This is a genomic window from Streptomyces sp. NBC_00178, assembly GCF_036206005.1.
In the GTDB taxonomy this organism is placed as follows: Bacteria; Actinomycetota; Actinomycetes; order Streptomycetales; family Streptomycetaceae; genus Streptomyces.
Map to the genome: position 1 here is coordinate 6,071,897 of NZ_CP108143.1, position 24,498 is coordinate 6,096,394.

A 24,498-nucleotide genomic window follows, 5' to 3' on the forward strand; every position below is an offset into this window, starting at 1 on the left:
GGGCACCGTGTTGCGTACGAGGAACATCGCGGCCGCGCTGGTCTGCCTCCTGCTCGCCGTGCTCGCCGTGGGGTGCGGCAGGGAGGGCAGCCCCCCGGTCAAGGGGCCGAAGGCGGGCGCACTGCCCCGGTACGCCGTCGACACCGGATTCCGGCTCCCGGAGTCCAGGACGTGGACGCAGGCCGAGAAGCGCGGCTACCTTCGCGTCGGGGTCAAGGAAGACCAGCCGTACCTCGGTGAGAAGGACCCGGCCACCGGCGTCTACTCCGGCTTCGACATCGAGATCGCCCGCATGATGGCGGCCTCCCTCGGCTTCGAGCCGGGCACGATCCGCTTCCGGACCATCGCCTCCGCGAACCGGGAGACGGCACTCCAGAACGGCCAGATCGACTACTACGTCGGCACCTACACGATCAACGACATGCGCAAGAAGCTCGTCGGCTTCGCCGGGCCCTACTACATGGCCGGCCAGGGGCTGCTGGTCCGCACCGACGAGAACGACATCCACGGCCCGCAGGACCTGGGGGGCAAGACCGTGTGCTCGGCCGCCGGATCGACCCCGTACCAGCGCATCGCCGCCGACTACCCGAAGGCGGACCTGGTCGCCTACGACACGTACTCGATCTGCGTCGACAACCTGCTGACCTTCCAGGTCGACGCCGTCACCACCGACGACGCCATCCTCCTCGGCTTCGCGGCCAAGGCGCCGGACGAGATGAAGGTGGTCGGCAAGCCCTTCTCCGAGGAGCCCTACGGCATCGGCGTACCGCGCGGCGACACCGCGCTGCGCCTCGCACTCGACGACGCGCTGGAGGCGAACGAGAAGAACGGCAACTGGAAGAAGGCGTTCGAAGCCACCCTGGGCCTCTCCGGGGTACCCGCGCCGACCCCGCCGCCCATCGACCGCTACCCGGCGAACTGAGGGGCCCCGCCACCACCATGGACGTACTGACAGACAACTTCTCGCTCTACGCCAAGGGATTCCTGGGCACCCTGGAGCTCACCGTCTACGCCTCGATCCTGGCCCTGCTGCTCGGCTTCGTCATGGCCTCCTTCCGGGTGGCCCCCGTCGGCTCGCTCCGCGTGATCGGCACCGTCTGGGTCGCGGTGCTGCGCAACACGCCGCTGACCCTGCTGTTCTTCGCCGTGCTCCTCGGCCTGCCGCGCTTCGGACTCGTGCTGCCCTTCCAGGTGTTCGCGGTCCTCGCCCTCGGCTGCTACACCTCCGCGTTCATCTGCGAGGCCCTGCGCTCCGGGATCAACACCGTGCCCACCGGCCAGGGCGAGGCGGCGCGCAGCCTCGGCATGTCCTTCGGGCAGACGCTGGGCAGCGTGGTGCTGCCCCAGGCGTTCCGCTCGGTGATCCCACCGGTGGGATCGACGCTCATCGCCCTCGCCAAGAACTCGGCGATCGCGGGGGCGTTCAGCGTCACCGAACTGCTGGGCACCTACAAGACCCTCAACGAACTCGGCTACAACATCATCTGGACCTTCGTCTGGATCGCCGTCGGCTACCTCATCATCACCCTCGCGATCAGTGCGCTCTTCAACCTGATGGAGAAGCGCTGGGGGGTCGCCCGATGACCCGTTCCACCGCTTCGGCCTCCGCGCTCTACGACATCCCGGGGCCGGCGACGCGCAAGCGCCACCGCGTCTACGGCATCGCCGCGACGGCCGTGATCATCGCCCTGCTCGGCTGGATCCTCTACCTGCTCTTCGACACGAACCAGTTCACCAGCCAGAAGTGGACGCCCTTCATCTACGTGGGCATCCAGGAACTGCTGCTGCGCGGACTCGGCAACACGCTCAAGGCCTTCGCCATCGCCGCGGTCCTCTCCCTGGCACTGGGGGCTCTGCTCGCGGTCGGGCGGCTGTCCGACCACCGGCCGGTGCGCTGGCTCGCGACCCTGCTGGTCGAGTTCTTCCGGGCGATGCCGGTGCTGGTGATGATCTTCTTCATCTTCGTGGCCCTCAAGGTCCAGCCCCTGCCGGCGCTCGTGGCGGGGCTGACCCTCTACAACGGGTCGGTGCTCGCCGAGGTCTTCCGTACGGGCATCAACTCCGTGGAGCGCGGGCAGCGTGAGGCGGCGTACGCCCTCGGGATGCGGAAGACCCAGGTCACCTCGCACGTACTGGCGCCGCAGGCGGTCCGCGCGATGCTGCCGACGATCATCAGCCAGCTGGTCGTCGCGCTCAAGGACACCTCGCTCGGCTATCTGATCACCTACGAGGAGTTCCTCCACGCCGGGAAGCTCATCGCCTCGAACCTCGACTACGGGCTGCCGTTCATCCCCGTGGTCATGGTGATCTCACCCATCTACATCGGGATGTGCATGCTGCTCTCCTGGTTCGCCACGTGGGTGGCGAAACGCGAGCGCCGCGACCCCAAGGCGGAGGGAGCGGGCGTGACTCCCGCCGAGCCGGGGCCGTTGCTGCCGGGAGTCCGCTAGCCGTCGGCCGGACCCGCCCGGCAGCAGCCGGTGATCACCCCTCGCACCGGGGCACGGGAGACGACCCGTGCCCGTTCCGGGGAGAAGGTCAGCTGCGTGCCGGCCGGGAGCGGCCGGAGTGATGAGGACCGGCACCGCCGGTCACCAGGGCGGCGCGGGACCGGGAGCCGTCGGCGCGGGGCCCTCCGCTCCGACGGCGAACAGCCGACCCGATGCCCGCCGCACAGAGGATGAGGGGGCGTTGCCGACCAGTTTCCGCATTCACCCGGCCCCGCGTCGCACGCACCGGCGACGCGGGGCCGCAGACACCCCGCAGCCCTCGGTCCCGCTCAGGACGAGCCCGACAGTCCCTCGAGTACGCCGACGATCTCCTCCGTGGTGACGATGGAGTGGGCGAACGTGGGACCGTTCAACTCGTGTGCGGCATACATCATCTCGGCGGAGAACGCCGCGGTGGCGTCCCGCACGAGCGTCACGTGGAATCCGAGTTCCATCGCGAACCGGCCCGTCGACTCGATGCAGGTGTTCGCGAGCACACCGATCAGGATCACATGGCTGATGTCGTGCTGCTGGAGCAGCAGGTTCAGGTCCGTGTTGGCGAACCCGCTCTGGGACCAGTGCTCGTGGGCGACGAGCTCACCCTCCTGAGGCTGGAAGTCCGGGTGGAACGTCCCGCCCCAGGTGCCGAGGGCGAAGCTGTGCTTCTTCTGGATCGCCCGGTGCGTCGGGTTCGGGTACGACCAGCTGTCGTAGTCACCGGGCTGCCAGCGGCGGTGCGGGACGAACACCACACGCACGTCCGATCCGCGTGCGGCGGCGACGACGGAACGCAGGTGGTCGACGAGGCCGACGTCCAGGGCCACCGGCGCGAGCCGCTCCCAGTTGAGGCCGCCCTCGGATATGAAGTCGTTGTACGGGTCGACCAGCAGTACAGCAGTGTGCCGGGGGTCGTAGGTCTCGGACACGGGCTTCTCCTCATCGTCCGGATGATGAGCGGCGGACCCGTGGCGGGACCGCCGCACGGTGTGGCCCGGTGGACCGCCCCGGACCTCGGCTGGTCGGGCCCGGCGAGGGGGAACGGCTCGGGCGAGGTGAGGGGGCGCCGGGGGCTGTCCTCGGCGCCCCGGAAAGCGGAGCAGCGTCCGGGACCGGTGCCGGTGACCGGATTTCCGGAGGATTCGCGCGTCGAATCCGTACGCCTGACTTTCCGGGCGGGATCTCTCACCCGCGTGTGTTCCGCGTCAGGCAATCGTCGCACGAGGCGCCGTCCGCTGCCAGGTCTATCCGTTGTACCGGCCCCTCGGCGTCGTGCCCTTGCGCGCAATGACGTCTCGTCTCCGCGTGCAATCCCGGGAAGGGTTTTGCCGTCCGCTCGTCCACTGCCTCGCCGGGGCACGCTGAATCAGTTCCGGAGCGCCGTCGGCGTAGTGTCGTAATGTGACCGAGGATGCTGCGGGGACGGTGCCGGATTGCGCGTACGAAAAGGCGACCGAAATCCACGGTCTGCGGTTCCCGTCCACCGCGGGAGAGCGACCGGCCGGGGCCGGATACCGCCACGAATCTCCGGAGGAGCTGAGCCCCTGTGCTGGACATCGCCGAGGAGCTGTCCCGCTGGTGCGAGCGGGGCCTTCCGTTCGCCGTGGCCACCGTTGTCTCCACCGGCGGCAGTGCTCCGCGGCAGCCCGGGGCTGCCCTCGCCGTCGACGACGCCGGGAACGTGATCGGCAGCGTGTCCGGGGGATGTGTCGAGGGGGCCGTCTACGACCTGTGTGTGCAGGCGCTGTCCGGCGAGGGCCCCGCCACCGTCCACGAGGAGTTCGGCTACTCCGACGAGGACGCCTTCTCGGTCGGCCTGACGTGCGGCGGCCGGATCGGCATCCTGGTCCAGAGGATCAACCCGTGCGAGCGCCCGGAACTCGTGCACGCGCTGGCCGCCTCCGTCGCCCGAGAGGCGGCGGCCGTGGCCCGGATCGTCGCCGGCCCCGCCGAACTCCTGGGCCGGGCGTTGCTGGTCCGGCCCGACGGTTCCCACGAGGGCGGCCTCGGTGACGCCGGGCGTGACCGCACCGCCGTGCGGGGCGCGGCCGCGATGCTCGCCGCCGGCCGTACCGGCACGCTCGTCGTCGGCGCCGACGGCAGCCGCTGCGGGACGCCGCTGACCCTCCTGGTGGAGTCCAGCGTGCCGCCGCCCCGGCTCCTGGTCTTCGGCGCGATCGACTTCGCCGCGGCCCTGGTCCGCGCGGGGACGTTCCTCGGCTACCGGGTCACCGTCTGCGACGCCCGGCCGGTGTTCGTGACCCGGCTGCGGTTCCCCGACGCCGACGAGATCGTCGTGGACTGGCCGCACCGGTATCTCGACCAGGAGGCGGCGGCGGACCGGGTGGACGGACGCACCGCGATCTGCGTGCTCACCCACGATGCGAAGTTCGACGTCCCCCTGCTGGAACTGGCCCTCCGCATGCCGGTCGCCTACATCGGTGCGATGGGTTCGCGGCGTACCCACCTCGACCGTCTCGACCGTCTGCGCGAGGCGGGCCTGACCGAGGCGGAACTGGCGCGCATGCATTCCCCGATCGGCCTCGACCTCGGCGCCCGCACACCGGAGGAGACCGCGCTGTCGATCGCCGCGGAGATCGTCGCCCACCGCTACGGCGGCTCCGGCGCCCACCTCAGCGGGGCCTCCACGCCCATCCACCGGGCCGTGTGAAGCCCTCCGCCTCTCCGGACCGCCCTCCCCGGGAGCGAGTGCGGTCCGGAGAGGCAAGCAGATGCGACGAAGCCCTGAGGCTCGTACCGTTGCCGTACGAGTAATTCCGTGTGCGGTAAACGAGTGCGGCCCCGCATCGCCGATCGCGTCGACGATGTCGCCGCAGTCGGGTGAATGGGCGTCGCCGAACCGAAAGTGTGCGTCGTGCTGAGGAGCCTGACGGCAGAATTCCCTCACTCCTTTGTGCGGCGTCCGGTCCTCACCGGGGTCGGGTGACGGCGGGGCGCCCATTCGAAGCGTCGCTGAAAAGCAGGTCTCATTTCGCAGTGGTACCGGAGACGAGGTGCAATGACATCGCGAGCGGAACCCACCGATTCGCAGTCCGTCCCGCAGGCAGAGTTCGCGCTGAGGGTCAACGGCGAGGAACACAGCCTGCGCACGGACTGCCGGGTCACCCTATTGGACGCACTGCGTGACAAGCTGGGTCTCACCGGCACGAAAAAGGGCTGTGACCAGGGCACATGTGGGGCATGCACCGTGCACGTGGACGACAAGCGCGTGCTGTCCTGCCTGACGCTGGCGGCGCAGTGCGACGGGCGCGAGGTGACCACGGTGGAAGGACTCGCGGACGGCGAGACACCGCATCCCCTGCAGGCCGCGTTCCTCAAGCACGACGGATACCAGTGCGGGTACTGCACACCGGGCCAGATCATGTCCGCCCTCGGGCTGCTGTCCGAGGGACGGGCCGGTTCGCCCGACGAGATCCGCGAGTACATGAGCGGCAACATCTGCCGGTGCGGTGCCTACCAGAACATCGTCGCCGCGATCCAGGAAGTGGCCGGTGATCACGAATGAGGCCGTTCGACTACGTCCAGGTACGCGAGGTGGCCACGGCCGTGGCCGAGGCCGGCGCGGACAGCGACGCCAGCTTCCTCGCAGGGGGCACGACCCAGCTCGACCTGATGAAGGACGGGGTGCTGCGGCCCGGCCGGCTGATCGACATCACACGTCTGCCACTCGGAGAGGTCGAACTCAGGGGCGGAAGCCTCTTCGTGGGGGCGCTCGTCACGATGGAGGAACTCGCGGCCGACCCCGTCGTCACCGAGCGCCTGCCGCTGGTACGGGAGGCGCTCCTGCGCAGTGCCTCGGTCCAGCTGCGCAACATGGCGACGATCGGCGGGAACCTCCTGCAGCGCACCCGCTGCCGGTACTTCCGCGATCCGTCGGTGGCGGCCTGCAACAAGCGCGAGCCCGGCACGGGATGCGCCGCCCTGACCGGTGCGCACCGTACGCACGCGGTCCTCGGGACGAGTGACCACTGCATCGCCACGAGCCCCTCCGACGTCGCCGTCGCGCTCATCGCCCTCGACGCGGTGATCCACGCCAGCGGCCGGGACGGGGACCGCACGGTCCCGCTCACCGGCTTCTACCGGCCCCCGGGGGACACCCCGGACGTGGAGAACGTGCTGAAGCCCGGCGAGCTCATCACGGCGATCGAGGTGCCGCTCCTGCCGGAAGGGGCACGCTCGGACTACCTCAAGGTGCGTGACCGGGCGAGCTACGAGTTCGCGCTGGCGTCCGCCGCGGTCGCGGTGGTGCTGGACGGCGCGCAGGTCATGACCTCGGCACGGGTGGGTCTGGGAGGGGTCGCCACGCATCCGTGGCGCGCCCTGGAGGCGGAGGAGATCCTGACCGGCGCCGCGGCGAGCACCGACGTGTTCCGCGCGGCCGCGCGTGCCGCGCTGTCCGGGGCCCAGCCCCGTCCTCAGAACGCCTTCAAGGTGGAACTCGCGCAGCGCACGCTGGTCCGTGCGCTGGAGACAGTCACGGGAGTCAGCTCATGACGACGACCTCTCACCCCCTCCTCGGTCCGGGGATCAACCGTGTCGAGGGGCCGCTGAAAGTGGCCGGCAAGGCCGACTACCCCAACGACTACGAGTATCCCGGCATGGTGCACGCCGTGCTGGTGCGGAGCACGGTCGCGGCCGGCCGCATCACCGCCATCGACACCGCGGCCGCGGAACGGGCCCCCGGGGTCGTCAAGGTGATCACGCACCACAACGCCGGACTTCTGGAGCGGGCCCCTGTCACGCCGCTGGGCGTGTCACCGCCGGCGCCGCTCCAGGACGACGTGCTCCTCCACTACGGCCAGCACGTGGCCGTGGTCGTGGCGGAGACCTTCGAAGAGGCCACCGAGGCCGCCAACCTCGTCCGGGTGGAATACGCCCCGGGCGAGGCCGTCCTGGACCTGGAGGACCCGCGCGCCGAGCGCCGGAGCAACCCCTGGAAACGTGACGTGGACAGAGGTGACCCCGCCGCCGCGCTGGCCGACGCCGAGGTGACGATCGACCGCACCTACACCACGGTCGACAACACGAACAACCCGATGGGTCCGCTCACCACCGTCGCCCGGTGGGAGGGCGACACGCTGTTCGTCAACAACTCGACGCAGTGGCCGACGCTCGAGCGCACGTCGCTGGCCGCGGTCTTCGGCCTTCCCGAGGAGTCCGTGCACGTCATCGCCCCCTACGTCGGGGGAGGGTTCGGCGCGGGCCTCCGGGTATGGGCCCACGTGGTCCTGACGGCCCTCGCCGCGCGGGAGACGGGGCGCCCGGTGAAGCTGGTGCTCACGCGGCCCCAGATGTTCACGGCCTGCGGGCACCGGCCCAAGGGGAAGCAGCGCCTGCGGATCGGCGCCACGCGTTCCGGTGAGCTCGTGGCCATCGAGCACGACGCGCTCACGTCGACCGCGATGGACGACGACAACTTCGAGCCGACCGCGACCGCTTCGGGTACCTCGTACGCCTGCCCCAACGTCTCGACGAGGGACGTCCAGGCGCGCCTCAACATCCCGGTGCCCAACTCCATGCGCGGCCCGGGTGCGACCACCGGCAACTACGCACTGGAGTGCGCGATGGACGAGCTCGCGGTCGAGCTCGGTATGGACCCACTGGAGCTGCGCCTGCGCAACGACGCCGCCGTGCACCCGCAGTTGGGGCTGCCCTGGTCCAGCCGGGCGCACAAGGAGTGCCTCGAACACGGCGCCGAACTCTTCGGATGGTCGCGGCGCACCCCCGAACCGGGCTCCATGCGCCAGGGCAACCTGCTCGTGGGCTACGGCCTGGCCGCCGCCAGCTACCCGTGGTTCCGCGCGCGTTGCGAGGCGCGCGCCACGATCCGCCGGGACGGGACCGCCTACGTGCGCAGCGCCGGAACGGAGATCGGCAACGGCGCGTACACCGTCTTCACCCAGCTGTCGGCCGAACTGCTCGGCCTGGACGTCGGGCAGGTCACCTTCGGGCTGGGCGACGGCTCCATGCCCTTCGCCCCCCAGACGGGCGGCTCGGGCTTGACGGGCTCCATCGGCAGCGCCGTGTACGAGGCGTGCCGTCGGCTCATCGGGGACGTTCTGGAACTGACGGCGAACGACGCGGACTCGCCCCTGCGGGGGTGCACGGTCGACGACGTCGACGTCGACGGCGGCTACATCCGCCGGCGCGACGACCGCTCGAAGGGCGAGTCGTACGCGGAGATCCTCGGGCGGCATGCCGTCGAGGAGCTGACCGCGGACGGCGAGAGCACTCCCGCGCAGCCGCAGGACCTGGGTATGGCGCCGGCCGGTGCGTTCGGAGCGAAGTTCGTCGAGGTCCACGTCGACCGCGACCTCGGGCGGCTGCGGGTGGCCCGCGCGCTCTCCGTCATCGACGGCGGCCGCATCCTCAACGAGAAGACGGCCGCCAGCCAGATCATCGGCGGAACGGTGGGCGGCATCGGGATGGCCCTGTTCGAGGAGGCCATCAGCGACGACGTCACGGGACGCGTCGCCAACGCCACGCTCGGCGACTACATCGTGCCGGTCAACGCCGACGTCCCCGACATGCAGGTCGCCTTCGTCGGCTCGTACGACCGGGCCAACCCCATCGGCACCAAGGGCATCGGAGAGATCGGCATCGTCGGCATCGCCCCCGCGATCGCCAACGCGGTCTTCCACGCCACCGGGCGGCGCATCCGCTCGCTTCCCATCACCATGGACCAGCTGCTGTGAGCGGCGGAGGACACCGTGACACCTGACGAACTGCGCGCCGCCCTGGTCGGCGCGTGGCGCCTCGTGTCCTACGAGGCCCGCAGCGTCGACGGCGGGGAGGTCGTGCGCCCCTTCGGGGACCGGCCGCTCGGTCTCATCATCTATTCGGCCGACGGCTACATGTCGGCCCAGATCACGCGGCCGGACCGGCCCCTGTTCGAGACGGACCGGCTGGAGTCGGGCCGCCCGGAGGAGCTGACCGAAGCGGCCCGCAACTACCTGGCCTACGCCGGGCCGTTCCGTGTCCCGGACGACACGACCGTCATCCACGACGTCGCGCTGAGCCTGTTCCCGAACTGGATGGGAGGGGCGCAGTTGCGCGTGGCGCGACTGGACGGTGAGGTGCTGCAACTGGCCCTGGCCACCCCCACGCGTATCTGGGGGGAGATGCGGACCGGCGTGCTGACCTGGGAACGGGTGGGCCGCGCGGGCGACTGACGCCGTGCGGTGGGGTCCGGCAAGCGCGCAACGTGAACGTCGCGTGAAAGTACGGGCTTTGACGGACCGTGCTGTGATGCGCGGTTCCGCCGTGCGATCGGCCGGGGGAGCACCCGCGTGAGTGAGCCGGGGTGACGAGGCGACGTGCCGTGTCACCCCGGCCTCTCCGTGGGTGCCTGTCGGTGGAGGAGCGGGCCCGGGGCCCTTCGGCCCCCTAAGAGGGCCCGCTCGCACCCGAGTCGGCGAGCACCCGCGAGCGAGGCAGTCCGTTCGCACACACGGGCGAGGCGGTCCTGACGGGCCGGGCGGTGCGGCGCTACCCTGCGCGGACGATCCTTCACTGGAGGTACGGATGCGTCGTTCCGTCGGCCGGAATGTGTCGTTCCTGAGCGTGATCGTCGTCCTGGGCTCGTTCGGTGCCGCCGCTCCCGCGGCTTCGGCACCCCCGGTGCCGCCCCCCAAGTCGCCGGTCGCGGTGGGTTACGGGGGAGCCGTGTCGAGCGTCGACGCGGACGCGTCCGCCGCGGGCATCGAGGTCCTGCGCCACGGGGGAAACGCCGTCGACGCGGCCGTCGCCACCGCGGCGGCCCTGGGGGTGACCGAGCCCTACTCGGCGGGAATCGGCGGGGGCGGCTACTTCGTCCACTACGACGCCGCGACCCGCACCGTCCGGACGATCGACGGGCGTGAGACCGCCCCCAGGAGCGCCGACGCCTCGCTGTTCCAGGAGAACGGGGTGCCGATCCCCTTCAACGACGCCGTCACCAGCGGCCTCGGGGTCGGCACCCCCGGCACTCCCGCCACCTGGCAGAAGGCCCTCGACGCCTGGGGGAGCAAGCCGCTCGGAAAGCTCCTCGAACCCGCCGAGCGGCTGGCCCGCGACGGTTTCACGGTGGACGAGACCTTCCGTGCGCAGACGGCCGCCAACCAGGCGCGCTTCGCCGACTTCCCCGCGAGCGCCGAGCTCTTCCTGCCCGGCGGACAGCCGCCGGCGGCCGGCTCGGTCTTCAGGAACGCCGATCTCGCCCGGACCTACCGCACCCTCGGGCGCAGGGGAGTCGACGAGCTGTACCGGGGCGCTCTGGCGCGGGACATCGTCTCGACGGTGCGCAAGCCCCCCGTGGACCCGGCGGCGACACGGGTGGTGCGCCCGGGAGACCTGACGACCGGTGACTTGAAGGCATACCGTGCGCTGCACCGGGCTCCCACCCGCGTCGGCTACCGGGGACTCGACGTGTACGGCATGGCGCCTTCGTCGTCCGGCGGGACGAGCGTGGGCGAGGCACTCAACATCCTGGAGTCCACCGACCTCTCGAAGGCCGGTGGGACGCGTTACCTCCACCGGCTCATCGAGGCGAGCCGCATCGCCTTCGCCGACCGGGGACGGTGGGTCGGCGATCCGGCGTTCGAGGACGTCCCCACCCGTGAACTGCTCGGGCAGCGCTTCGCCGACTCGCGGGCCTGCCTCATCAAGGACGACGCCGTCCTGACCAGCCCCCTCGCGCCAGGTGATCCCCGTGATCCCGCGCGGTGCGCGTGGGGGGAGGGGGCGGCCCCGACGACGTACGAGGGTGAGAACACGACCCACCTGACCACGGCCGACCGGTGGGGCAACGTCGTCGCCTACACCCTGACGATCGAGTCGACGGGCGGCAGCGGCATCACCGTGCCCGGGCGCGGCTTCCTGCTCAACAACGAGCTGACCGACTTCTCCTTCGCCCCGGCGAACCCGGCGGTCCACGACCCGAACCTCCCGGGTCCCGCCAAGCGCCCGCGCTCGTCCATCTCGCCGACCGTCGTGCTGGAACACGGAAAGCCCGTGCTGGCCCTCGGCTCACCCGGCGGCGCCACGATCATCACGACCGTCCTGCAGACGCTGACCGGCCATCTGGACCGGGGTCTTCCGCTGGTCGAGGCCATCGCGGCGCCCCGTGCCAGCCAGCGCAACTCGCCGACCACCGAGATCGAGCCCGGCCTGTGGAACAGCCCGGTGCGGGCGGAGCTGGAGGCACTCGGCCACGTCTTCAAGGCGAACCCGGAGATCGGTGCGGCCACCGGTGTCCAGCGGCTGCCGGACGGACGCTGGCTGGCGGCCGCGGAAAAGGTGCGGCGCGGCGGTGGCTCGGCCATGGTGGTGCATCCGAGCGGGCGTTCCTGACGGCCCGCCGCTCCTGGGCCCCGGGGCCGGTACGGCGCGACTGCGCGTTCCGCCGGCCCCGACGCCCTCGCGGCGGCCCGGCCCGTGGGGCGCCGCGTCGGCCGGGACGGGCCCGCCTGGGCCCTCCGTGTCGAGTGAAAGGCGTCTCCACGGTGCGTACGCGCATGCTCGCCCTCGCCGCCGCCTCGGGCGCGGCCGTCCTGGCCGCAGCGGCTCTGCCCGCCTCCGCCCCGCCCGCGCGGGCTTCAGGAGCTCCGAGCGAGGGTGCGGTCGGGGCCGCCGAACTGCTGGCCCGGGTGAAGACCTGCGACCGGATCTCGCACGGGAAGTACCGGACGGACCAGGGGAGCCCGGCTGAGATCCCCGTGTGCGGGACGAAGCGCGCCGTGTTCTGGACCGCCGACATGGACATCGACTGCGACGGCCGTGTCACCGCCGTCTGCAACAGGAAGACGGACCCCGCCTTCCAGGCCGGGACGGCGTTCCAGACGTCGGCGGGCAGACCCCTGGACTCCAGCGCGCTGCCCTACGTCGTCGTACCCGGCCCGGGTCCGCTGTGGAAGTACGCCTACCACGGGATCAAGGGCGGTTCCGTGGCCGCCGTCGTGTACGGCGACAAGGTCGTGTACGCCGTGGTCGGTGACACGGGGCCGACCGGGATCATCGGGGAGGCGTCGTACGCCGCGGCCAAGAGGCTCGGGATCGACCCCGACCCGAAGAGCGGCGGGACGGCGTCCGGCGTCACGTACATCCTGTTCCGCGACTCCCGGGTCTCACCCATCGAGGACCACGAGGCGGCCGTCGCGGAGGGCGAGGCCCTCGCCGCGGAATTCGTGGCCGGCGGCTGACGGACCGCCGCGGTCTCGGGGCCGCGCACCACCGCCGGTGCCGCGGCACCTCGATCAGGATGACGGCAGCCGTCCAATTACTATACCGATCGGGTCGGTATTAGAATGACGGCATGGTACGAAACCCACTGACACCCGAGGAGCGCCTGCGCGGTGAGCGCCTCGGTGAACTGCTGCGCGAGGCGCGCGGCGGACGCAGCATGGTCGCCGTCGCCGCCGACGCGGGCATCTCCGCCGAGACGCTCCGCAAGATCGAGACGGGCCGGGCACCCACGCCCGCGTTCTTCACGGTGGCCGCCCTCGCGGGAGCCCTCGGGCTGTCGATGGACGAGCTGCTGCCGCGTGTCCTCGCGGTGCCCGCACCGGACACCGGGAGCCTGCCGCTCACCGCGTAGGGCGGGTAGGGTCGCGCCCGTGACCCTCCAGGACTTCGCCCGCAGTGAGTACGTCAGCCTGACCACCTACCGGAAGAACGGCACACCCGTCGCCACCCCCGTGTGGGCCGCGGCGGACGACGGCGTGCTGTACGTCTGGACCCGGTCCGACAGCTGGAAGGTCAAGAGGCTGCGCAACGACAGCCGGGTGCTCGTCACGGTCTGCGACGTCCGCGGCCGGATCGAGGAGGGCGCGCCCAGCGCCGAGGGGACCGCGCGGCTGCTCGACGGCGAAGGGACCCGCACGGTGCGCGGGTTGCTGGCCCGCAAGTACACCTGGAAGTTCTGGCTGGTGGACTGGCCGGCGATGGTCGCCCGCCTCGGCAAGCGGCCCCACACCGGCATCGCCGTCACCTTCTGACCGGGGTGCCGGGTCGTTCGGCACTTCGGACGCAGCGCGCCGGAAAAGCGCGCGTAGTCCCGTCGTAACACACCTGCGGTCGAATGCCTGCGGACTGGAGGGCTCCAGTCGGGCGGCCGGCGAGGGCGACGGTGACAGTGCATCAACATGCAGTGGAGATAAGGGCGTTCGCGCATTACCTACGAGATCTGGCGGCGCTGCTCGATGCCCGCCGGGGGTGGTACGCGGTCTTCCGTACGCGCGATCCCGAGGGCATGCACGCCTGCTTCGAGGGCTCCGAGGTGCCGCCCTGGGACGTGGTCGAATCGCTGCTCCAGGATCTCGCCGGGCTGCGGGGCGCCGCGTCCGCCACCGAGGAATCCGCCCGGGCCGCCGCTCTGTGGACCGCGTCCGTCGCCGCGCACGACGGGCGCCCGGGCGGAAGGGAGGCGCTCGCCGGACGGCTCGGCGTGATGCTCCGTGAACAGGCGTGTGCGGCCTGGCGGTTACGGGAGACCGCAGGCGACGAGGACACCGGCCTGGTGGCCTGGGCGCGGGACGACCACGCCCGCGCCTCGGCCCGCTGCGCGGAACTGCGGAACAGGCTCGCGGCGTTGGAACGGGCCGTGGCCGAAAGGCGGTTCGACGCCCAGGACGTCGAAGGCGCGGAAGCGGACGTCGAGGCCGTGACCGCCGCTCCCCGTGCGCCGTCAGAGGCTCCGGCGGGCGGGACGGGCCCCGGTGCGGGGAAGAGGGCGGGAGCCAGGCGGAGGACATCGCGCGGGGCGCGCTTCGCGGGGCTCGACATCGAGGACGAGACGGAGGCGAACCCGGTCCCGGCGGGTACGGCCGAACCGTCGGCGCCCCCGCCGGGCGCGGCCCGTCCACGCGGGGCCCGCTTCGGCGGTGCTCCGGCCGGGGACGGCGCCCGGCGACCGGCCCGGCCCGCCGCCGGCCCCGAGGCGAGGCGCGCCGCACAGGACGCCGCCGCTCTGCTCGTACGGCTGCGCGCGGACGGCCGAAGCGGAGAGGCGCACGCCGTGCTCTGCGAGGCGGCCGGCCGGCCCGCCGCGCACCTGCCGGTACTCGCCGACGCCCTGGACGCGGCCGGGCTCACGGCCGACCTGGCCACCCTGCTGTGGGAGGTGTCCTCCCTGCCGCCCGCCGAACTCGTCGCGGCAGCGGGCGCGCTGGCGGCAGCCGGCCGGACGGAGGACTGCGGGCATGCGCTGCGGCAGGGCGTGGCGCGCCCCGCCGGGGAGATCGCCGATGCCGCGGTCGCGCTCGGCCGGGCGGGTCTCGAACCCCAGGCGCGGGCGCTGCTGGGCGCGTTCGTCCGGGCGCGCAGCCCGCAGGACGCGGCGCGCGTCGCGGAGGTCGGCCCGCGCCAACTCGTCCCCCAACTGCTCGCAGCCGCCCGCGAGGTGTCGGCCGCGCGGGAACGGGACCTGGTCCACGCGCTGCGGGTCGCGGGTATCGCGGCGCCTTGAGCGCTGTCCCGTGGCCCCCTGGCGGGGCGTGCGGCGACGGCCACGGCGCCTCGCAGCGCCGTCGGGACGCCCGAACCCCTCCCGCAGGCGGACGTCCCCGCGCCGTGCGAGGCGCCGCACCCCACGCCGCGCGCCGATCGCACCGCCCGGCCCCTCGACGGACAGCGGGGGGAGCGGAAACGCACCGCCGCGAGTCCGATGTGCGGCCTCCGGGCCGTCCGGGTGGCCCGATGGTGCAGGATCGCAGCATGGCGGACGTACCGGGGACGATCGACCTGAGCGAACACGAACTGCGCGAGATCGCGGGGTACGCGGCCGACTGCGCGCGCAGGACGCTGTCCGTCTTCGAGCGGAGCCGTCCCGCCGACGCGCGCCCGCGCGAAGCCGTCGAGGCGGCGGACGCCTTCGCCGCGGGCGGACGGCGCACCCGCGAACTGCGTGACCGCGCGTGGGCCGCCCACCGTGCCGCGCGGGAGGCGGAGCGGGGCGCGGCAGCCGATGCCGCCCGCGCGGCGGGACACGCGGCGGCCGCCGCCTACCTCCACCCGAGGGCGAGCGCGCACCAGGTGAGACACGTCCTCGGCGCGGCCGCCCACGCCGCGCGGGCGGAGGAACTGGCGTCCGGGGACGGCGCGAAGGTCGTCTCCCGCGCCGTCGCCCGGGCCCGCGATCACGCACCGGCCGCGGTCGTCGCCGTCCTGGGACGCCTGCCCGCTGCGCCTGCCGGGGGCGGGCGCGTGGGGCAGATCGTCCGTGACCTGGACGCAGCGCTCCGCGCCTGACGGGGCGCCCCCTCAATCCGCCGCCGGGCGGGCTGCGGGTTCCTGCGGCTGTGGCCCATGCATGTCGCCAGTGCGCACGGACTTGCGGAGAGAAATCTCCGCGTACCCCCTAGGGTCGGTCGAGGCATAACCACACAAGTGGTACATGTCCCCCCAGTGAAGTGGAGGCACCATGCTTACGCAGGAGATCACTCTCACCGCGACCCCGGCCCAGACCACCACGCTGAGCGCCCTGATGGCGGAGCCCGAGGCGGTCGTCAGTGACGCCCCGCTCTACACCCCCGAAGCGGCGGGCTTCCTGCTCGCGCTTCTCCTCCTTTCTCCCAAGGAGCCGAAGGAGTCCCGGGGCAAGTGAGTTCCCACTCCGCTTTCGCCGAGGCGGCTGACGCCCTGGCAGGCAGCGTCCTCGGTGCCCTGAGCGGTACCGGGGGCGCTGTGCAGCCGGCGCGGTTCGTCGACGACGCCCCCGACACCCTCGCGGCGCTGGCCGCCGTCCGGGTCCTGGGGGCCGACCTGTTCAGCCCTCACCTGCTCACCGGGCAGCCCTTCGAGACGCAGGACGCCGCCGTGGTCGCCAAGGCGTTCGACGCCTTCCCCGCGTCCGACACCACCGAGGAGCCGGTAGTCGCCCTGCGGGACCACGCCACCGCCGTCCTGCTCGCGCGCCTCTCCGGTGACGACACGCTGCGTGCCCTCGCCGCCGAGCCGCAGGACACCGCGCGGTGCGCCGACGCGGGGGACTGGAGCGCATGGTCCGTCCGCATGGCCCAGCTCGCGCCGCTCGCCACGGCCGGACTCGACGGCCCCGTGCACGAGGCCGCCCGGCGCGGAGCCCTGCCGCTGAGCCGGGGCGTCAGCCGCTCCATCCTGCGGCGCGACTTCCCCACCGCCGTACGCCTCGTCCGCTGGCTCGCGTGGCTCCGGCACGAGGGCGCGGCCCTCCCGCTGGACCCCGACATCGCGGCGGAGCACGTGCGACTGGTGGGCGGCGCGGGCCCGCGCACCGCGCTGGACCTGGCGATCGCCCGTCACTTCCTCGAATCCCGGCCCGGCACACCCCCTGAGGCGGCACGCACATGACGACGATCCCCGAGCCCGTCACCCGGGCGGCGCGCAGCATGGCGGACAGGGCCCTGTCGTGGCTGCACGCCAACCGGGACCTCGGTGGGCTCCCTCCCGGCACCACCGAGACGATGGCCGACCCCGACAGCGTCTACAAGCCCCTCGGGGAGACCACGCTCGCCGCTTCCCTCATCCTCCGCGACGGCGTCGCCGGTCCCGGACGCCTGGCCGCCGCCCAGAGCCTCATGGACTTCACCTGGGAGCAGTTCCGCCAGGGCGACATGATCTACGAACGCCAGCTCCGCCACACGCTGATGACGGACCCGCTGGAGATGTACGCCCCCTTCGTGCGCTGCGGCTACCGTCACGCCGAGCTCGACCGGCTCCTCGCCCACCGGTCCCGCATGCGTTCGGTGCACAGCGTCGAGGTGCTGCCCAACCGCAGGCTCGCCGTCGCCAACGCCGCCCGGGTCGTCGGACTCGACCACCCCGACGACCCGAAGGCCCTCGCCGCCGCCACCTGGCTCGGGGCGAGGCCGGAACCGTGGGCCATGAACTGGATCACCGCCTACGCGGTGACGCACACGGTCTTCCACCTCACCGACTGGGGCGGGAACCCAGGCGGTCTGCCGCCCGAACTCGCCGACTACGTACGCACCTGGCTCCCCGTGTGGATCGACGTCTGGAGTGAGGTGGGCCAGTGGGACCTCGTGACGGAACTGCTGGTCGTCGGCGCCTCGATCGAGGACCCGTACTGCCGGCCTGAGGACTGGGAGGCCGTCGCGGCGCTCCAGCACGAGGACGGTCTCGTACCCCGCGACAGCGACCCCGTCGACGACGATCCTCAGCAGCGGTTCACCGACCACCAGCACACGGTCGTGGTCGCCGCAGTCGCCGGTTCCGTCGCGCTCGCCCGGGCGGCCGGTCAGAGGTGAAGGCGTGACGCCACCCCCGCTCAGCGCGCGCCTGAGGCCCCTTCTGACGTCCGCCGACGGTCCGGCGACCGTGGTCGCCGCCGTGCGGGGAGCCGAGCGCGCGGTGCTCTGCCGCGGACCGGTGGACGAGAACAGCCGGTTCGAGACGGGCTCGCTGACCAAGACGTTCACCGCCCTGCTGCTCGCCGAACTGGCCGCTCGGGGCGAAGTCCGTTACGGCGACCGGGCCGACCGCTACCTCCCCTTCCGGCTGCCCGGACCGCCCTTCACCCTCCTGCACCTGGCCACCCACACCTCCGGCCTCCCCCGGCTGCCCCCGGGGCTGCTGGCCCGGGCGGTCCGCAGCGGGTGGCTCAGCAACCCGTACGCCGGCTTCACCGAAGGCGACCTGCTCGCCTCGCTGCGCCGCACCCGGCTCCGCCACCGGCCCGGCACCCGTGTGCTGTACTCCAACTTCGGCGGGGCCCTGCTCGGCCATGTCCTCGCCAGGGCGGCGGGTGGCGACGGCGGCGACTACGCCGCGCTGCTGGCCGACCGCATCACCGGGCCGCTCGGCCTGTCCCGCACCGACTGTGACCCCAACAGGCCACAGGTGACCGGACATTGGCACGGCCGTGCCCGCCCCGTGATGCTGATGCCGGGACTGGCCGCCGCGGGCGCCGTGCGCTCCAGCGCCCGCGACCTGCTGCGCCTCCTGGGGCTCCTGCTCGACCCCGGCTCCGTACCCGATCCGTTCCTGCGCACGGCGCTCACGGAGGTCCAGCGGCCCCGGCTCGGTGTCCCGCGGACCGGTTCGCGCGTCTGCCTCGTCTGGAACCTCCGCCCACGTCCCGACGGCGCACTGCTCCACCACTCCGGGGGGACGCGCGGATTCACGGCGTTCGCGGGGTTCCTCCCGGCCTCCGGCACGGCACTCGTCGCGCTGACGAACTCCGCCCCGACCCCCCTCGCGCCCTTCGTCCAGGCCGCCTACAGCGCCCTGGGCGCACTGGGCCGGGGGCCCGCCGGCGCAGATGGACCGCTCGGGTGTGAAACATGATCGACTCCGCCGGTTCACGGCGATGGTCTTGCCCCGCTGTGTGACGGGGCTTACGTTCTCCTCCTATGCACCGTGTCTACGGGCGTAGAGAACGCGTAGAGGCTCTCTGACGCCGCGTCGAAGGAGCAGCTCATGTCCCACGTCGTACGCGCCGCACTCGTCCAGGCGACCTGGACAGGCGACACCGAATCCATGATCGCCAAGCATGAGGAACACGCTCGCGAGGCAGCCCGGCAGGGCGCGCGGATCATCGGGTTCCAGGAGGTGTTCAACGCCCCCTACTTCTGCCAGGTGCAGGAACCCGAGCACTACCGCTGGGCCGAACCCGTGCCGGACGGTCCGACGGTCCGGCGCATGCAGGACCTGGCCCGCGAGACCGGCATGGTGATCGTGGTGCCGGTCTTCGAGATCGAGCAGTCCGGCTTCTACTACAACACCGCGGCCGTGATCGACGCCGACGGCTCGTACCTCGGCAAGTACCGCAAGCACCACATCCCGCAGGTCAAGGGGTTCTGGGAGAAGTACTACTTCAAGCCCGGCAACGCCGGCTGGCCGGTCTTCGACACAGCCGTCGGCAAGGTGGGCGTCTACATCTGCTACGACCGGCACTTCCCCGAAGGGTGGCGCCAACTCGGACTCAACGGAGCTCAGTTGGTCTACAACCCGTCGGCGACCTCACGGGGCCTCTCCGGCCATCTATGGCAGCTGGAACAGCCCGCGTCGGCCGTCGCCAACGAGTACTTCGTCGCCGCGATCAACCGCGTAGGCCAGGAGGAGTACGGCGACAACGACTTCTACGGCACCAGCTACTTCGTCGACCCGCGGGGACAGTTCGTCGGGGACGTCGCCAGCGACAAGGAGGAGGAACTCCTCGTGCGCGACCTCGACTTCGGACTGATCGAGGAAGTCCGCACGCAGTGGGCCTTCTACCGGGACCGAAGGCCCGACGCGTACGAGGGGCTGGTGGAGCCGTGACCGGGCTGCACGAGCGCCACCTCGCCGTCAGCCCCGCATGGCTGGCGCTCTACTACCGGCAGCCGCTCGAACTCACCCACGGCGAGGGCCGCCACGTCTGGGACGCGGACGGCAACCGCTACCTCGACTTCTTCGGCGGCATCCTCACCACGATGACGGCGCACGCCCTGCCCGAGGTGACCAAGGCCGTCACCGAGCAGGCCGGCCGCCTGATCCACTCCTCGACCCTCTACCTGAACCGCCCGATGGTCGAGCTGGCCGAGCGCATCGCCACACTCTCCGGAATCCCCGACGCCCGGGTCTTCTTCACCACCTCGGGCACCGAGGCGAACGACGCCGCCCTGCTGCTCGCCACCGCCTACCGCGGGTCGAACCAGATCCTGGCGATGCGCAACAGCTACCACGGCAGGTCCTTCTCGGCGGTGTCCATCACGGGCAACAAGGGCTGGTCGCCGACCACCCTGTCCCCGCTGCAGACGCTGTACGTCCACGGCGGGGTCCGCAGCCGCGGACCGTACGCCGAGCTGAGCGACGAGCGGTTCATCAAGGCGTGCGTCGCCGACCTGGAGGACCTGCTCGGGCACACCCGGGAACCAGCGGCGCTGATCGCCGAACCCGTCCAGGGTGTCGGCGGCTTCACCGCGCCCCCGGACGGTCTCTACGCCGCGTTCCGTGAAGTCCTCGACCGGCACGGCATCCTGTGGATCTCCGACGAGGTGCAGACCGGCTGGGGCCGCACCGGAGACCACTTCTGGGGCTGGCAGGCACACGCCGAGAACGGGCCGCCCGACATCATCACCTTCGCCAAGGGCATCGGCAACGGCATGTCCATCGGGGGAGTCGTCGCCCGGGCCGACGTCATGAACTGTCTCGACGCCAACTCCATCTCGACGTTCGGCGGATCCCCGGTCACCATGGCCGCCGGGCTCGCGAACCTCTCGTACCTCCTGGAGCACGACCTCCAGGGCAACGCCCGGCGGGTCGGCGGGCTGCTCATCGAGCGGCTCCGCGCCGTCGGCGCGGCATCGGAGGCCGTGAAGGAGGTACGCGGCCGGGGCCTCATGATCGGTATCGAGCTGGTGAAGCCCGGCACCGACGAGGCGAACCCGGAGGCGGCCGCCGCAGTCCTGGAGGCGGCACGCGCCGGCGGGCTGCTCCTCGGCAAGGGCGGTGGTCACAACACCAGCGTCCTGCGCATCGCGCCACCGCTGTCGCTCACCGTCGCCGAGGCCGAGGAGGGCGCGGCGATCCTCGCCGACGCCCTCCACGCGGCGATCTGACGGCAGAGCCCCGCGGCAGGCGCCCCTGCCGCGGGGCGCACCGCGTCCACGTACGTCATCGAGCAACCGGTCGACGGGTACAGGCCCGTTCCGCCACCGCGAGGAGGGGCACATGAGCCGCACCGTCATCCACGGCGGACTCGTCGTCACCGCGTCCGACGAGATCCACGCCGACGTCCTCGTCGAGGGCGGACGCATCGCCGCCCTCGCCGCCCACGGCACCGAGGCCGCCGCGAGCTGGAGCGCCGACCGCAGGATCGACGCCACGGGGAAGTACGTCATCCCGGGCGGCGTCGACGCGCACACGCACATGGAGATGCCCTTCGGCGGGACCTACGCCGCCGACACCTTCGAGACGGGTACCCGGGCCGCTGCCTGGGGCGGGACCACGACGATCGTCGACTTCGCCATCCAGAGCGTGGGCCGCTCGCTGCAGGAGGGGCTCGACACCTGGCACGGGAAGGCCGACGGCAACTGCGCCGTCGACTACGCCTTCCACATGATCATGTCGGACGTGAACGCCTCCTCCCTCAAGGAGATGGACCGCCTGGTGGCGGAAGGCGTCACCTCGTTCAAGTTGTTCATGGCCTACCCCGGCGTGTTCTACAGCGACGACGGTCAGATCCTCCGGGCCATGCAGCGCGCCTCCGGCAACGGCGGTCTGGTCATGATGCACGCGGAGAACGGCATCGCCATCGACGTCCTGGTCGAACAGGCGCTGGCCGAGGGGCGCACCGACCCGCGCTACCACGGCGACGTCCGCAAGGTGGCGCTGGAGGCCGAGGCCACGCACCGCGCCGTCCAGCTCGCCCGGGTCGCGGGATCACCGCTGTACGTCGTGCACGTCTCCGCCGACGAGGCCGTCGCGGAGATCGCGGACGCCCGCCACAAGGGCCTCCCGGTCTTCGGGGAGACCTGCCCGCAGTACCTCTTCCTCTCCACGGACAACCTCGCCGAGCCCGGCTTCGAAGGGGCGAAGTACGTCTGCTCGACCCCGCTCCGCCCCCGGGAACACCAGGAGGCGCTCTGGCGCGGGCTCCGCAACAACGAACTGCAGGTCGTCTCCACGGACCACTGCCCGTTCTGCTTCTCCGGCCAGAAGGAGATGGGGCGCGGCGACTTCTCGAAGATCCCCAACGGCATGCCGGGCGTCGAGAACCGGCTGGACCTCCTCCACCAGGCCGTCGTGGACGGCCACATCTCCCGCAGGCGGTGGATCGAGATCGCCTGCGCCTCCCCGGCCAGGATGTTCGGGCTCTACCCGAAGAAGGGCACCATCGCACCGGGCGCCGACGCCGACATCGTCGTCTACGACCCCGCCGCGGAGCAGACCATCTCCGCCCAGACGCACCACATGAACGTCGACTACTCCGCCTACGAGGGCAAGCGGGTGACGGGACGGGTGGAGACGGTCCTCTCGCGCGGAGTGCCCGTGATCGAGGACCGCGCCTACGTCGGCCACGCGGGCCACGGGACGTATCTGCCGCGGGGGACCTGCCAGTACCTGTGACGCGCCGGCGGGGCGGCGGACGCCGACGCGGTGCCGGGGTCCGCCGCCCCCCGGAGCGGGACGACGTGCCACTGCTTCCCGGGCTGCTTCGGGCCGGGCTACTTCGGGTCGCGGTTGTACAGCGAGGTGGACCAGAAGTAGCCGAGCGCGGCCAGCCCCAGGCACCAGGCGACGGCGATCCACCCGTTGTCGCCGATCTCCGTGCCGAGGAGCAGTCCGCGCAGGGTCTCGATGGCGGGGGTGAAGGGCTGGTACTCGGCGACCGGCTGGAACCAGCCGGGCATCGCGTCGAGCGGGACGAAGGCGCTGGAGAGCAGCGGCAGGACCATCAGCGGCATGGCGTTGTTGCTCGCGGCCTCGACGTTCGGGCTGGACAGGCCCATCCCGACCGCGATCCAGGTCAGCGCCAGGGAGACGAGCGTGAGCAGGCCCAGGGCCAGCAGCCACTCCACGGCGGTGGCGTCGGTGGATCTGAAGCCGATGGCCACCGCGACGGCCCCTACGGTGACGACGCTCATCATGCACTGCAGGACGCTGCCGACGACGTGCCCGATCAGCACGGAGCCGCGGTGGATCGCCATCGTGCGGAAGCGCGCGATGATCCCCTCGGTCATGTCCATGGACACCGACACCGCACTGCCGATCGTGGTGCCGCCGATGGTCAGCAGCAGGATGCCCGGAACGATGTACGAGAGGTACTCGGACCGGTCCGAGTTGCCGCCGCCGATGCCCGCGCTCATGGTGTCTCCGAAGATATAGACGAAGAGCAGGAGCAGCATGACGGGGGTGAGCAGCAGGTTCAGCGTCAGCGACGGGTAGCGGCGCACGTGCAGCAGGTTGCGGCGCAGCATGGTGGCCGAGTCGCGGGCGGCGAGGGTGAGGCTGCTCATCGGGCGTTCTCCTTGGTCGCGTTGGGCTGGTGGGGGTTGGTCTGTGTGGGGAGGGTGGGGGTGGTGAGGGCGAAGAAGACGTCGTCGAGGTCGGGGGTGTGGACGGTGAGTTCGTCGGCGTGGATGTGGTGGGTGTCGAGGCGGTCGAGGATGGTGCGCAGGTCGTGCTGGGTGCCGTTGGAGGGGAGGGTGAGGGTGAGGGCTTCGTCGTCGTGGGTGGTGGGGGTGAGGGTGGCGACGGCGGTCCGGTAGGCGGTGGGATCGGTGAAGCGGAGTCGGACGTGGCCGCCGGGGATGAGGCGTTTGAGTTCGGCGGGGGTGCCTTCGGCGGCGATGGTGCCGTTGTGGAGTACGGCGATGCGGTCGGCGAGTTCGTCGGCTTCCTGGAGGTACTGGGTGGTGAGCAGGACGGTGACGCCGTCGGTGACGAGGTGTCGGATGATCTGCCACATGGTGTGGCGGCTGCGGGGGTCGAGGCCGGTGGTGGGTTCGTCGAGGAAGATGACGCGGGGGCTGCCGACGAGGGTCATGGCGATGTCGAGGCGTCGTTTCATGCCGCCGGAGTAGGTGGAGGCGGGTTTCTTCGCGGCGTCGGTGAGGTCGAAGCGTTCGAGGAGTTCGGTGGCGACGCGGCGTCCTTCGGCCTTGGGCAGGTGGTGCAGGTCGGCCATGAGGAGCATGTTCTCCTCGCCGGTGATGAGCCCGTCGACGGCGGAGAACTGACCGGTCACCCCGATCGCCGCACGCACACCGTCCGGTGACGTGGCGATGTCGTGGCCCGCGACCTGGGCCTGTCCGCCGTCGGCGCCGATGAGCGTGGAGAGGATCTTGACGGCGGTGGTCTTGCCGGCCCCGTTCGGGCCGAGGAGCGCGAACACGGAACCGGTCGGGATGCGCAGATCGATGCCGTCGAGCACCGTCCTGTCGCCGTACGACTTGCGCAGTCCCACGGCGGAGACGGCGGGTGGAACGGGGTGACCGTCCGCAATGTTGGATGTGTGCATGACAGAACTGGGCATGTGGCCCTCCGGGGCGAAAGCGGCAGGCGAGGTCTGTGAGTCGGCGGCGAACCCCTC

24 protein-coding genes are annotated in these 24,498 nt (G+C 71.7%); 21 read left to right on the forward strand and 3 right to left on the reverse strand.

The window, feature by feature from the left end; translation table 11 throughout:
• Positions 1 to 7: 7 nt before the first annotated feature.
• From OHT61_RS26540 to OHT61_RS26550, 3 genes are read left to right on the forward strand one after another with little or no spacing between them, the layout of a single operon-like run.
• Positions 8 to 922, forward strand: coding sequence for a glutamate ABC transporter substrate-binding protein (locus OHT61_RS26540; protein WP_329041666.1), 915 nt, complete (start codon positions 8 to 10; stop codon positions 920 to 922).
• A 17-nt stretch (positions 923 to 939) separates the two neighbouring features.
• Complete coding sequence (locus OHT61_RS26545; RefSeq protein WP_329041667.1) at positions 940 to 1,584, forward strand: amino acid ABC transporter permease; 645 nt, start codon at positions 940 to 942, stop codon at positions 1,582 to 1,584.
• Positions 1,581 to 2,450: an amino acid ABC transporter permease gene (locus tag OHT61_RS26550; protein ID WP_329041668.1), complete on the forward strand. Its 870-nt coding sequence runs from the start codon at positions 1,581 to 1,583 to the stop codon at positions 2,448 to 2,450. The genes OHT61_RS26545 and OHT61_RS26550 overlap by 4 nt, the downstream gene beginning before the upstream one ends.
• Positions 2,451 to 2,779: 329 nt before the next feature.
• Here the strand turns inward: OHT61_RS26550 and OHT61_RS26555 are convergent, their stop codons facing one another.
• Positions 2,780 to 3,415 carry a cysteine hydrolase gene (locus OHT61_RS26555; protein ID WP_329041669.1) on the reverse strand — a complete coding sequence of 212 codons (636 nt, stop codon included), beginning with the start codon at positions 3,413 to 3,415 and terminating at the stop codon, positions 2,780 to 2,782.
• 617 nt (positions 3,416 to 4,032) lie between these two features.
• Here OHT61_RS26555 and OHT61_RS26560 point away from each other — a divergent pair.
• The 18 genes from OHT61_RS26560 (at position 4,033) to hydA (ending at position 22,532) form a co-directional block, all read left to right on the forward strand.
• A complete protein-coding gene (locus OHT61_RS26560) occupies positions 4,033 to 5,157 on the forward strand; it encodes an XdhC/CoxI family protein (RefSeq protein WP_329041670.1) in 1,125 nt (374 codons plus the stop codon).
• 348 nt (positions 5,158 to 5,505) lie between these two features.
• On the forward strand, positions 5,506 to 6,012 hold the full coding sequence (locus tag OHT61_RS26565) for a (2Fe-2S)-binding protein (protein WP_329041671.1): 507 nt from the start codon (positions 5,506 to 5,508) through the stop codon (positions 6,010 to 6,012).
• Complete coding sequence (locus OHT61_RS26570; RefSeq protein WP_329041672.1) at positions 6,009 to 7,001, forward strand: FAD binding domain-containing protein; 993 nt, start codon at positions 6,009 to 6,011, stop codon at positions 6,999 to 7,001. The genes OHT61_RS26565 and OHT61_RS26570 overlap by 4 nt, the downstream gene beginning before the upstream one ends.
• Positions 6,998 to 9,202 (forward strand): xanthine dehydrogenase family protein molybdopterin-binding subunit, encoded by a 2,205-nt coding sequence (locus OHT61_RS26575; RefSeq protein ID WP_329041673.1) that lies wholly within the window; start codon positions 6,998 to 7,000, stop codon positions 9,200 to 9,202. Before OHT61_RS26570 ends, OHT61_RS26575 begins: the two co-directional genes overlap by 4 nt.
• A gap of 15 nt (positions 9,203 to 9,217) precedes the next feature.
• Positions 9,218 to 9,679: a lipocalin-like domain-containing protein gene (locus OHT61_RS26580; RefSeq protein ID WP_329041674.1), complete on the forward strand. Its 462-nt coding sequence runs from the start codon at positions 9,218 to 9,220 to the stop codon at positions 9,677 to 9,679.
• 352 nt (positions 9,680 to 10,031) lie between these two features.
• Positions 10,032 to 11,837, forward strand: coding sequence for a gamma-glutamyltransferase (gene ggt / locus OHT61_RS26585; protein ID WP_329041676.1), 1,806 nt, complete (start codon positions 10,032 to 10,034; stop codon positions 11,835 to 11,837).
• 152 nt (positions 11,838 to 11,989) lie between these two features.
• Entirely contained in the window at positions 11,990 to 12,685 is a 696-nt protein-coding gene (locus OHT61_RS26590; RefSeq protein WP_329041678.1) for a glycoside hydrolase family 75 protein, read from the forward strand.
• Between the two features lie 113 nt (positions 12,686 to 12,798).
• Positions 12,799 to 13,080, forward strand: a complete 282-nt coding sequence (locus OHT61_RS26595) for a helix-turn-helix domain-containing protein (RefSeq protein ID WP_329041679.1) — start codon at positions 12,799 to 12,801, stop codon at positions 13,078 to 13,080.
• Positions 13,081 to 13,099: 19 nt separating this feature from the next.
• Positions 13,100 to 13,480: a PPOX class F420-dependent oxidoreductase gene (locus OHT61_RS26600; protein ID WP_329041680.1), complete on the forward strand. Its 381-nt coding sequence runs from the start codon at positions 13,100 to 13,102 to the stop codon at positions 13,478 to 13,480.
• 83 nt (positions 13,481 to 13,563) lie between these two features.
• Positions 13,564 to 14,949, forward strand: a complete 1,386-nt coding sequence (locus OHT61_RS26605; RefSeq protein ID WP_443049538.1) for a hypothetical protein — start codon at positions 13,564 to 13,566, stop codon at positions 14,947 to 14,949.
• 248 nt (positions 14,950 to 15,197) lie between these two features.
• Positions 15,198 to 15,731, forward strand: coding sequence for a putative immunity protein (locus OHT61_RS26610; protein WP_329041684.1), 534 nt, complete (start codon positions 15,198 to 15,200; stop codon positions 15,729 to 15,731).
• Between the two features lie 172 nt (positions 15,732 to 15,903).
• Positions 15,904 to 16,086 carry a hypothetical protein gene (locus OHT61_RS26615; protein WP_327112877.1) on the forward strand — a complete coding sequence of 61 codons (183 nt, stop codon included), beginning with the start codon at positions 15,904 to 15,906 and terminating at the stop codon, positions 16,084 to 16,086.
• Positions 16,083 to 16,811: a hypothetical protein gene (locus OHT61_RS26620; RefSeq protein WP_329041686.1), complete on the forward strand. Its 729-nt coding sequence runs from the start codon at positions 16,083 to 16,085 to the stop codon at positions 16,809 to 16,811. The genes OHT61_RS26615 and OHT61_RS26620 overlap by 4 nt, the downstream gene beginning before the upstream one ends.
• On the forward strand, positions 16,808 to 17,728 hold the full coding sequence (locus tag OHT61_RS26625; protein ID WP_329041687.1) for a DUF6895 family protein: 921 nt from the start codon (positions 16,808 to 16,810) through the stop codon (positions 17,726 to 17,728). Before OHT61_RS26620 ends, OHT61_RS26625 begins: the two co-directional genes overlap by 4 nt.
• A 4-nt stretch (positions 17,729 to 17,732) precedes the next feature.
• Positions 17,733 to 18,767, forward strand: coding sequence for a serine hydrolase domain-containing protein (locus OHT61_RS26630; protein WP_329041690.1), 1,035 nt, complete (start codon positions 17,733 to 17,735; stop codon positions 18,765 to 18,767).
• 132 nt (positions 18,768 to 18,899) lie between these two features.
• Positions 18,900 to 19,742, forward strand: a complete 843-nt coding sequence (locus OHT61_RS26635; protein ID WP_329041691.1) for a nitrilase-related carbon-nitrogen hydrolase — start codon at positions 18,900 to 18,902, stop codon at positions 19,740 to 19,742.
• A complete protein-coding gene (locus OHT61_RS26640) occupies positions 19,739 to 21,022 on the forward strand; it encodes an aspartate aminotransferase family protein (protein ID WP_329041692.1) in 1,284 nt (427 codons plus the stop codon). Before OHT61_RS26635 ends, OHT61_RS26640 begins: the two co-directional genes overlap by 4 nt.
• A 112-nt stretch (positions 21,023 to 21,134) precedes the next feature.
• The gene (hydA, locus tag OHT61_RS26645) at positions 21,135 to 22,532 is read left to right on the forward strand and encodes a dihydropyrimidinase (RefSeq protein ID WP_329041694.1); all 1,398 of its coding nucleotides are present in this window, start codon (positions 21,135 to 21,137) and stop codon (positions 22,530 to 22,532) included.
• A 98-nt stretch (positions 22,533 to 22,630) separates the two neighbouring features.
• Here hydA and OHT61_RS26650 read toward each other — a convergent pair whose 3' ends face one another.
• Together OHT61_RS26650 and OHT61_RS26655 are read right to left on the reverse strand one after the other, a co-directional pair.
• Positions 22,631 to 23,422 carry an ABC transporter permease gene (locus OHT61_RS26650; protein ID WP_329041696.1) on the reverse strand — a complete coding sequence of 264 codons (792 nt, stop codon included), beginning with the start codon at positions 23,420 to 23,422 and terminating at the stop codon, positions 22,631 to 22,633.
• The gene (locus OHT61_RS26655; RefSeq protein WP_329041698.1) at positions 23,419 to 24,441 is read right to left on the reverse strand and encodes an ATP-binding cassette domain-containing protein; all 1,023 of its coding nucleotides are present in this window, start codon (positions 24,439 to 24,441) and stop codon (positions 23,419 to 23,421) included. Before OHT61_RS26655 ends, OHT61_RS26650 begins: the two co-directional genes overlap by 4 nt.
• Positions 24,442 to 24,498: the final 57 nt, after the last annotated feature.

Excerpts from the sequence above, each read along its gene's own strand:
- OHT61_RS26625 (WP_329041687.1), top strand. The coding sequence starts at position 16,808 with ATGACGACGATCCCCGAGCCCGTCACCCGGGCGGCGCGCAGCATGGCG.
- hydA (WP_329041694.1), top strand. The coding sequence starts at position 21,135 with ATGAGCCGCACCGTCATCCACGGCGGACTCGTCGTCACCGCGTCCGAC.
- OHT61_RS26605 (WP_443049538.1), top strand. The coding sequence starts at position 13,564 with ATGCCTGCGGACTGGAGGGCTCCAGTCGGGCGGCCGGCGAGGGCGACG.
- OHT61_RS26615 (WP_327112877.1), top strand. The coding sequence starts at position 15,904 with ATGCTTACGCAGGAGATCACTCTCACCGCGACCCCGGCCCAGACCACC.
- OHT61_RS26610 (WP_329041684.1), top strand. The coding sequence starts at position 15,198 with ATGGCGGACGTACCGGGGACGATCGACCTGAGCGAACACGAACTGCGC.
- OHT61_RS26635 (WP_329041691.1), top strand. The coding sequence starts at position 18,900 with ATGTCCCACGTCGTACGCGCCGCACTCGTCCAGGCGACCTGGACAGGC.
- OHT61_RS26545 (WP_329041667.1), top strand. The coding sequence starts at position 940 with ATGGACGTACTGACAGACAACTTCTCGCTCTACGCCAAGGGATTCCTG.
- OHT61_RS26570 (WP_329041672.1), top strand. The coding sequence starts at position 6,009 with ATGAGGCCGTTCGACTACGTCCAGGTACGCGAGGTGGCCACGGCCGTG.
- ggt (WP_329041676.1), top strand. The coding sequence starts at position 10,032 with ATGCGTCGTTCCGTCGGCCGGAATGTGTCGTTCCTGAGCGTGATCGTC.
- OHT61_RS26550 (WP_329041668.1), top strand. The coding sequence starts at position 1,581 with ATGACCCGTTCCACCGCTTCGGCCTCCGCGCTCTACGACATCCCGGGG.
- OHT61_RS26565 (WP_329041671.1), top strand. The coding sequence starts at position 5,506 with ATGACATCGCGAGCGGAACCCACCGATTCGCAGTCCGTCCCGCAGGCA.
- OHT61_RS26655 (WP_329041698.1), bottom strand. The coding sequence starts at position 24,441 with ATGCCCAGTTCTGTCATGCACACATCCAACATTGCGGACGGTCACCCC.
- OHT61_RS26595 (WP_329041679.1), top strand. The coding sequence starts at position 12,799 with ATGGTACGAAACCCACTGACACCCGAGGAGCGCCTGCGCGGTGAGCGC.
- OHT61_RS26575 (WP_329041673.1), top strand. The coding sequence starts at position 6,998 with ATGACGACGACCTCTCACCCCCTCCTCGGTCCGGGGATCAACCGTGTC.
- OHT61_RS26650 (WP_329041696.1), bottom strand. The coding sequence starts at position 23,422 with ATGAGCAGCCTCACCCTCGCCGCCCGCGACTCGGCCACCATGCTGCGC.